9 protein-coding genes and 1 rRNA gene are annotated in these 7,666 nt (G+C 50.9%); 3 read left to right on the top strand and 7 right to left on the bottom strand.

The window, feature by feature from the left end:
- The 6 genes from VEI96_07540 to VEI96_07515 all read right to left on the bottom strand — a co-directional run.
- A 16S ribosomal RNA gene (locus VEI96_07540) occupies positions 1-513 on the bottom strand; the annotation flags it as partial.
- Positions 514-678: 165 nt separating this feature from the next.
- Positions 679-1,176: a YajQ family cyclic di-GMP-binding protein gene (locus VEI96_07535; protein HXX57839.1), complete on the bottom strand. Its 498-nt coding sequence runs from the start codon at positions 1,174-1,176 to the stop codon at positions 679-681.
- Positions 1,177-1,191: 15 nt separating this feature from the next.
- Positions 1,192-1,638 (bottom strand): phosphate-starvation-inducible PsiE family protein, encoded by a 447-nt coding sequence (locus VEI96_07530; protein HXX57838.1) that lies wholly within the window; start codon positions 1,636-1,638, stop codon positions 1,192-1,194.
- A 96-nt stretch (positions 1,639-1,734) separates the two neighbouring features.
- Complete coding sequence (locus VEI96_07525) at positions 1,735-2,376, bottom strand: TPM domain-containing protein (protein HXX57837.1); 642 nt, start codon at positions 2,374-2,376, stop codon at positions 1,735-1,737.
- The gene (locus VEI96_07520) at positions 2,376-3,248 is read right to left on the bottom strand and encodes a TPM domain-containing protein (GenBank protein HXX57836.1); all 873 of its coding nucleotides are present in this window, start codon (positions 3,246-3,248) and stop codon (positions 2,376-2,378) included. Before VEI96_07520 ends, VEI96_07525 begins: the two co-directional genes overlap by 1 nt.
- 44 nt (positions 3,249-3,292) lie before the next feature.
- Complete coding sequence (locus tag VEI96_07515; GenBank protein HXX57835.1) at positions 3,293-3,877, bottom strand: LemA family protein; 585 nt, start codon at positions 3,875-3,877, stop codon at positions 3,293-3,295.
- A 210-nt stretch (positions 3,878-4,087) separates the two neighbouring features.
- Between VEI96_07515 and VEI96_07510 the strand changes: the two genes are divergently transcribed.
- The 3 genes from VEI96_07510 (at position 4,088) to VEI96_07500 (ending at position 6,224) form a co-directional block, all read left to right on the top strand.
- Positions 4,088-4,312, top strand: a complete 225-nt coding sequence (locus tag VEI96_07510) for an Rdx family protein (GenBank protein ID HXX57834.1) — start codon at positions 4,088-4,090, stop codon at positions 4,310-4,312.
- A 23-nt stretch (positions 4,313-4,335) separates the two neighbouring features.
- Entirely contained in the window at positions 4,336-5,334 is a 999-nt protein-coding gene (locus VEI96_07505; GenBank protein HXX57833.1) for an MtaA/CmuA family methyltransferase, read from the top strand.
- A 146-nt stretch (positions 5,335-5,480) separates the two neighbouring features.
- Positions 5,481-6,224: a response regulator gene (locus VEI96_07500; GenBank protein HXX57832.1), complete on the top strand. Its 744-nt coding sequence runs from the start codon at positions 5,481-5,483 to the stop codon at positions 6,222-6,224.
- Here VEI96_07500 and VEI96_07495 read toward each other — a convergent pair.
- Positions 6,190-7,329, bottom strand: a complete 1,140-nt coding sequence (locus VEI96_07495; GenBank protein HXX57831.1) for an ATP-binding protein — start codon at positions 7,327-7,329, stop codon at positions 6,190-6,192. The two genes, VEI96_07500 and VEI96_07495, sit on opposite strands and share 35 nt — an antisense overlap.
- Positions 7,330-7,666: the final 337 nt, after the last annotated feature.

Genomic DNA, 7,666 nt, shown 5'->3' with positions numbered 1-7,666 from the left:
AGGGTACCATCATCATTGTCCCCTACAAAAGGAGTTTACAACCCGAAGGCCTTCATCCTCCACGCGGCGTCGCTGCATCAGGGTTTCCCCCATTGTGCAAAATTCCCCACTGCTGCCTCCCGTAGGAGTCTGGACCGTGTCCCAGTTCCAGTGTGGCCGTTCGTCCTCTCAGACCGGCTACCCGTCTTAGGCTTGGTAGGCCGTTACCCTGCCAACTACCTGATAGGCCGCAGGCCCGTCCCCAAGTGGATTGCTCCTTTTACCGCAGACATCCCAGTCCGTGGTCTTATGGGGTATTAGCCCCGCTTTCGCGGGGTTGTCCCCCTCTCAAGGGTAGGTTACCTACGTGTTACTCACCCGTCCGCCACTAAGTTAAGACAGGGACTCGATACCAGGAATCCGCCTCTCTTCCCCGATCCCTGATGCCCAGTCCCTATCTTAACCCCGTTCGACTTGCATGTGTTAGGCACGCCGCCAGCGTTCGTTCTGAGCCAGGATCAAACTCTCATTTGATACTGGTTTACTCAAAAATCAACAGGTTTACTACGCACATTTTTAGCCATTTCAAAGAACGTCCGATAGACTAACCCAAACGAATAATCTTTGTCAAGGTATAATTCAAGATATGTCTTCATATGTCTTCCCCGCTCATTCAAAGGGAAAAAAGAGATCAGAGACTCATCGATAATTCGTGAACTGGAGATGGATCCCGAAGTCCTTTTCTTTGAGCATGGCGATGAGGGCCTGCAGATCGTCGATATTTTTTCCCTTCACCCGTACCTGGTCCTTTTGTATCTCTGCATTCACCTTCAGCTTCCTATCCTTTATCATTTTCACGATTTCCTTGGCCTTATCCTGAGGGATTCCCTGCTGGAGCGTTATGACCTGTCTGACGGTGCTCCCCGCTGCCTCCTCCACTTTTCCGTAAGAGAGGGCCTTCAGCGAAATCCCTCGCTTTACGAGTTTTGACTGGAGGATATCGATGACGCTCCGCAATTTCGGCTCGTCATCCGACGCGAGGGTGATGAGTCCCTTGCCCTTGTCGAGTTCGATGTTGCTCTTACTCCCTTTAAAGTCGAACCTCTGGCCTATCTCCTTCATCGCCTGATTTACGGCATTCGATACTTCCTGGAGATCGATGCTACAGACAATGTCAAAGGTGTGTTCTTCAGCCATATATATTCCTCCTCTTCAGTCCTGCTGCTCTAATTTATCCGCCTTGATAGAGATGTAATAAGCTATCATGAGGATGATGATGATGACAGCGCTGAGTCCGATCTCATAGAGCTTTTCGTAGGGCACGTGTTCCAGATACGACGTCTGGGCCTCTACGAGGAGTATCCTCCTCAATGCCGCGATGATGCCGATCGCGAAGAAGGGACCGAGGATGAATTTCTGTTTCTTCAGCCACCTGATTACGGTCCAGAGGAGCTCGAGGATGATGAGTGCCAGGAGCACATCGTTGACGAGGTGTATGATCGAGTCGCGGGTGGGACTCAGAATATTGAGAACGGCATAATAGAAGATGAACGTGCATGCGATGAGCAGCAGCACGGCTGCGATGACGTGGAAGAGCATATCGAGCTTGAGAAGTATCTTCCGTAATATGTCGGTCAGTTCCTTTTTTTCGTGTGTCATATCAGATCCTTGGGGAAGGGGCTTCATCTCTCCCGGTCGTTACGTCTTCTCTGACGCCCATTATAGCACAGGCGAAGACTGCCAAAAGAAGTCATTTCATTCGGTCATTACGGCGTCTGAGAGTTCGTTCGTGTCTCCGGGCGTGAGCGGGAAATGCTTTTCGAGCAGCGCACCCGCAGCCTTAATCGCTTCGCAGAGGGCGTCAGAGGCCCGACCGTCCCGTATGCCCTGAGAGACCGTCTTCGCCAATCTGTCGAGTGTCTCCTGACCGATCTTCTCATGGATTCCGCTGTCGGCAAGAACCCTCACCTTTCTTTCGAAGAGGGAAATGAAAAAGAGGATGCCGGTATTTTTTCTCGTCTTGTAAAGCCCCTTTTCATAGAACGCCCGGACCGCCCTGAGCCGCACGGCATGTTCCCTCCTGTGCAAGCCCGTGAATGCCACTTTTAGCGAATGCACTTTCTGAAAGAGAAGGCGTGCCGGGAAAAAGAACAGAAAGTTCAGGGGTACATAGAACCAGACCGACGAATGGAAATATGACACAGTCACCGCGAGAGACAGAAGGCTCGAAAGGAGTATCGCGCCCACAATCTCCGCCTCAAAATAGTGGTCGCTGCTTTCAACGACCATGACGGCTATCTCTCCGATCGTCCGGGATTCGACATCGCGGGTCGTCTCTCTAATCCGTTTTTTTTCTTCCGCAGTAAAAAACCTTTCTGCCTTTAACCCGTGTTTCATCACCAGTCTCCTGACGCCCCTCCTCCGCCGAAATCACCACCGCCTCCGCTGAAGCCTCCCCCGCCGAAATCGCCGCCTCCCCCTCCCGTTCCGAAAAACCCTCCGCCGGGTCCGAACCCACCTCCCCGGGAAGACCTTCCGGCAGAAAAGAGGAGGGGGAGTATGAGCCCCGCGCCGAATCCGAGAACGGCAAGAATAATGAGGATCACGAGACCGGAAGAAATTCCGGATAGGGCAACGATCGCGGGCAGTCCCACCGCGCCTGCTACTCCGCCCAGGATGCGCGAGATGCTTCCGAGGATGAGGAGAAGGATTCCGCCAAAAATGAGGAAGGTGGCGAAACGCGAAGAACCTTCATGTCTCGTGGCGCGGTGCTCTCCTTCGGCCTTGAACTCCCCGCGTGTAGCATCGATGAGCGCGGAGACACCCGCAAGAAACCCTCCGTCAAAATCGCCTCTTTTAAACCGCGGTTTTACCACAAGGTCGATAATCCTGCCTGCCATGAGGTCCGTGAGCTTCCCTTCGAGGCCCCGACCCACCTCTATTCTCACCTTTCTATCCTGTTTCGCTGCGATGAAGATTACGCCGTTGTCTTTGCCCTTCTGCCCTATCTTCCAGGCCTCTGCTACCTTGATTCCGAATTCTTCGATCGGATATCCATCGAGTGAGGGAACAGTCAGAATTACTATCTGCGTCGAGTCAGTCTGTTCAAAGGCCTTCAGTTCCCGCTCGAGTTCGGCCCTCGCCTGAGGAGATATCATGCTGGCGTAATCATTGACATGGCCCTCGAGTTTCGGCAGATCGAAGGCATTAGCGGAAATGGGGCAGAGCAGGAAAGCAAGAATGACGAGGAAGAGAAACCTCTTCATCATCCAGCTACTCCCATGACCGATACTTCCCTGCCATAGGTTCGGAACTAGAACTGCACCTTCGGTGCCTTCTCTGCTCCTGCCTCGGCCTTGAAGGGCTCTTTCAGTTTCAGATGGAGCAGAAGACTGTTTGTCAGGCTGTTCGGGAATATCCTGATAGAGGTATTGAAAGATTCGACCGCCTTGTTGTACCGCGTGCGTGCCACATTGATCCTGTTCTCCGTGCCCTCCAGTTGATGCTGAAGGTCCTGAAAGTTCTGGTTCGCTTTAAGGTCGGGGTACTTTTCGACGACGACCATGAGGCGTGAAAGGGCGCTGGACATCGCACCCTGGGCCTCCTGGAACTGGGAGAATGCCTTCGGGTCCTCGAGAATATTCTTCGACATTTGTATGGAGCCGACCTTTGCCCTCGCCTCTGTCACTGCGGTCAGGGTTTCCCTCTCGTGCTTTGCGTAAGCCTTCACGACCTCCACGAGATTCGGGATGAGATCGGTCCTCCGCTGGTAGGCTGCCTCGACATCGCCCCATGCCGCCTTGACCGCTTCCTCATTTGCCTGCATCGTGTTATACCCGCAGCCCGAAACACTCAAAAGCATCACTATTAATACAAGATAGATCGATCGCCTTTTCACTGTCTCCTCCTGTCGGAAGTTTAATGGTCTGCCTTGTTCGGAAGATATTTTAAACCAAAAAACCTGATAAAGCCATACAAAAGTAAATCGAATTGAGCAAATCTTCCGTTTCTATATTCGTGTTCCATGGACGATAAGGTCAGGATTTCCAGCCGCGGAGTTTTGACAGGGGTTGCCGGTGGTGATATCCTAAATCATATGGGGAGTCTTATGAAGAAGCTTTTGATCGAATACTGCGGAACCTGCAATTACCGGCCGATCGCGGCCAGCCTTTCAAGGGCAGTGGAAACCGCGACGGGCATGAAAGCGGTGCTTGTGCACTCACGTGATATCGGGGCCTTTGAAGTCAGTTTGGACGGTGAACTGATTTTCTCGAAGAAGGAAAAGGGACGCTTTCCCGAACATACCGAGATTATCCGGCTCCTCAATAAATAGAAGGCCTTTTCTTAGGGGGAAAGATGAATCAGAGGGAAAGACTCCTTACGGCATTGAGACGGGGAACTATCGACCGGCCTCCTGCTGTTGTGCCGACACAGAACGCGGTCGTTGAGATCATGGAACAGAGCGGATTCCGCTGGCCCGCGGCTCAGCGAAAAGCGAAGGAGATGGCGGGCCTCGCCTGGGCATGCCATGAGATAGGAGGGATCGAGAGCGTTCGAGTGCCCTTCGACATCAATGTCGAGGCGGAAGCGATGGGATGTGAGACGAGATTCGGAGAAGATATGGATACCCCGCCGATGACCAAACCAAAGACAAGGAGCGAGTACCACCAGATCAGGACCCCGGATCCCCTGAAGGATGGCCGCATGCCGGAGGTGCTCGAAGCGATCGAGCTCCTCCGGGAGAAGACGCGGGGAATCGTGCCGCTCATCGTTGCCCTCGGTACGCCCTTCGAACTCCTCGCCACGAGCCTGAGCTTTGAAGATATCACGGAGGCATTTTTTTCAGATCCCGAATTCGTGACCAAAGAACTCCGGAGGATGACCGAGATCGCGAAGAGCTACGCCCGGGAAATCGAAAAGAGAAATCCCGATGTCCTATTCCTCGCGGACGGCACGTCTCAGTCGCTCGGTCCTCGGCAGTACGCAGAGTTTTCTTTCCCCTACACGAAGGAGCTGATAGCTTCCTTCAGCAGGCCGTCGATTCTCCATATCTGCGGCAACCCGACTCCCCTCCTGGAACAGATGGCGGCAACAGGCGCAGATGCGTTGAGCATCGACAAGCCCGTTGACATCGAGCATGCGCTGAGGGTAACAGAGGGGAAAGTTGCCCTGGTCGGGAAGATATCGCCCCGGACGCTCTATTCCGGCAGCACGGAAGAGATTGTCGCAGAGACGGAGGATTCGGTGAGGCAGGGAATGCACGTCATCGCGCCCGGCTGCGGCATCCTCCCGCAGACCCCGCTCGAAAATCTGAGGACGTATATCAGAACCGTCGTCTCTGTGAAGAGAAGTTAAGAAGCACATAGACTGCTGCGCCCTGACCCCTTCAAGAAAATAAACAGTGAAATGTACTTCGCGTTGGTTATCAACTCTATTTCCTGTCAGCTACTTCCCTCGTCACAAAACTGGTGATAAAATATAATCAATTGAGGGTCGGGCTGATGCAAAAAGAACAAAACATAAAAGTTTTGCTTATCGAAGACAATCGGGATCATGCCGCTCTCGTGCGTGAAATATTAGTCAATGCGGAAGATGTTCATATAAAATTGCAACAGGCAGAAAGATTGTCTTCCGCTTTTGATAGTCTTGCAGAGGAATCATTTGATGTCATTTTATCGGATTTGGGCCTCCCTGACAGTCAGGGAATAGAAACATTCATGAAGATCCATAATCGATATCCTGACATCCCCGTAATTGTGCAGACAGCGCTCAATGATAAGAACCTGGCGTTGAGGGCAGTGCAAGAAGGCGCTCAAGACTATCTTGTCAAAGGGCAGTTCGACGATAGCCTCTTGGTTCGGTCAATTCGGTATTCAATAGAGCGGCAGAAGTTGATAATCAAATTAGAAAAAAGCCTCAATGAGATAAAGACATTAAGGGGTTTACTGCCTATGTGTGCATGGTGTAAAAATGTACGTGATGATAAAGGGTACTGGACAAGAGTTGAGACCTATATTCAGGAACACACACAAGCCACTTTTACCCATGGCATATGCCCCAATTGCTTAAAGAAAGTTGCTTCTCCGTCCATTTTAAAGGAAATAGAAAAAAATCATCCGGAAGTGTTTAAGGGTAACGATGATGAGAAAAAAACAGAGAATAATTATGGGTCAACAGACGATGGGATATCGAGTTCTGCCGAAGCTTCTTTCAGGTCAAGAAACATTTGTTTGCAGGCAATGTGAAATAAAATGTTGCTCCCGTGCCTGTCTCACTTTCGGCCCGAACTCTTCCGCCATGTTTCTCCACTATCATTCTGACAATGGCCAGTCCGGCGCCCGTTCCCTTAAAATCATCCGGGCTGTGCAGCCGCTGAAAAATATTAAAGAGCTTATCTCTATGCTCCATATCAAATCCGACACCATTATCCTTAACGTAAAATTCTATTTCATCTTCATTCTCGACAGAACCAACTTCGAGTAAAGCAATCTCCTTCGGTTCCGTAAATTTAATGGCGTTCGAAAGGAGATTTGCAAAAACCTGCTTCAACAATGACAGGTCACCATGGCAGAACGGGAGTGATTTCATTTCGAGCCGAACATTTCGACTTCCGATAACCGGCTTAAGTTCCTCATAGGCACGCCTTGCTATTTCTTTCATATTGACCCTATCCGGTTTTGCCATTATTTCTATTGCACTGGCACGAGAGAAAGCAGATAGGTCGTCAAGCAAATGACCCATCTGTTTTGCCGCTTCCATAATAGTTGTCAAATATTCTCGACCCTTAACATCCAGCCTATCTGCATATTTTTTCAATGTCATACGGGAGAATCCGTCGATTGAAAAAAGCGGTGTGCGAAGTTCGTGAGAAACTGCATGGCTGAACATTTCCCAATCTTTATTTGATATTTCGAGCTGGCCGATCTTTTGTTTAAGTTGCATATTCAGTTTTGAGATCTGCTCCTCGGCCTTCTTCTGCGCCGCAAGGTCACTCACCGCTGACCTGCAATAAACGGCCCCATCCTCCCCCTTCGCCGTCGCGATACTCTCCATCCGGACATAGACCTGCGACCCCTTCTTCCCTATGAGTCTGATTTCGCAGGTCTGCCGGTCGGGACTTTTCATGACATTCCTGAGGTGAACGTGAAAAATGTTACGGTCGTCGGAGACAAGAAACAAGGGAAAGGGCTTGTTTATCAAAAGTGACCTATTCTGACCCAACATCTCGATCCCCGTAAGGTTCACCTCTTTGATCAATCCCTTGGCGTCAAAAGTAAAATACCCTACAGGAGCAAAATCGTATAGATCGGCATACTTTCTCCGTGATGTCTCGAGTTCCTCCTGCGCCATGCGCAGCTCTTCGTTCTGTATCTCGAGTTCGATCTGGTATCTCCCGAGTTCCTCGACAAGTGTCTTGATATCTTCCGTTGATAGCTGCGAAAGTTTTGCGCTCCGGTCGTGGAGCTTTTCTTCGGCCCTCTTGCGGAGGGCGGCCAAGTCTCTTGATTCTGTTCGAGATTTCTTCGTTGCCATCTGGTCTTTTGAGGTCTTCGTCTGAAACTTTATGTCGCCACAACCGTAACCTTTGGCTGACGTTGCATACCAACCTCTAAATGAATAACTTCGGAGATTCTCACCAGATTTTGACGGCGGCCTTTGATCCGGCGACTGCTTCTCCGAGGCCTTC

It is taken from the genome of Thermodesulfovibrionales bacterium, assembly GCA_035622735.1.
GTDB lineage: Bacteria > Nitrospirota > Thermodesulfovibrionia > Thermodesulfovibrionales > UBA9159 > DASPUT01.
Note: the sequence above shows the minus strand (reverse complement) of the source record. Positions and strands in the feature narration are given on the sequence as shown.

Bases quoted from the DNA above. Each gene is read 5' to 3' on its own strand.
- VEI96_07500 (HXX57832.1), top strand. From the start codon at position 5,481: ATGCAAAAAGAACAAAACATAAAAGTTTTGCTTATCGAAGACAATCGG.
- VEI96_07510 (HXX57834.1), top strand. From the start codon at position 4,088: ATGAAGAAGCTTTTGATCGAATACTGCGGAACCTGCAATTACCGGCCG.
- VEI96_07535 (HXX57839.1), bottom strand. From the start codon at position 1,176: ATGGCTGAAGAACACACCTTTGACATTGTCTGTAGCATCGATCTCCAG.
- VEI96_07520 (HXX57836.1), bottom strand. From the start codon at position 3,248: ATGATGAAGAGGTTTCTCTTCCTCGTCATTCTTGCTTTCCTGCTCTGC.
- VEI96_07495 (HXX57831.1), bottom strand. From the start codon at position 7,329: ATGGCGCAGGAGGAACTCGAGACATCACGGAGAAAGTATGCCGATCTA.
- VEI96_07505 (HXX57833.1), top strand. From the start codon at position 4,336: ATGAATCAGAGGGAAAGACTCCTTACGGCATTGAGACGGGGAACTATC.
- VEI96_07525 (HXX57837.1), bottom strand. From the start codon at position 2,376: ATGAAACACGGGTTAAAGGCAGAAAGGTTTTTTACTGCGGAAGAAAAA.
- VEI96_07530 (HXX57838.1), bottom strand. From the start codon at position 1,638: ATGACACACGAAAAAAAGGAACTGACCGACATATTACGGAAGATACTT.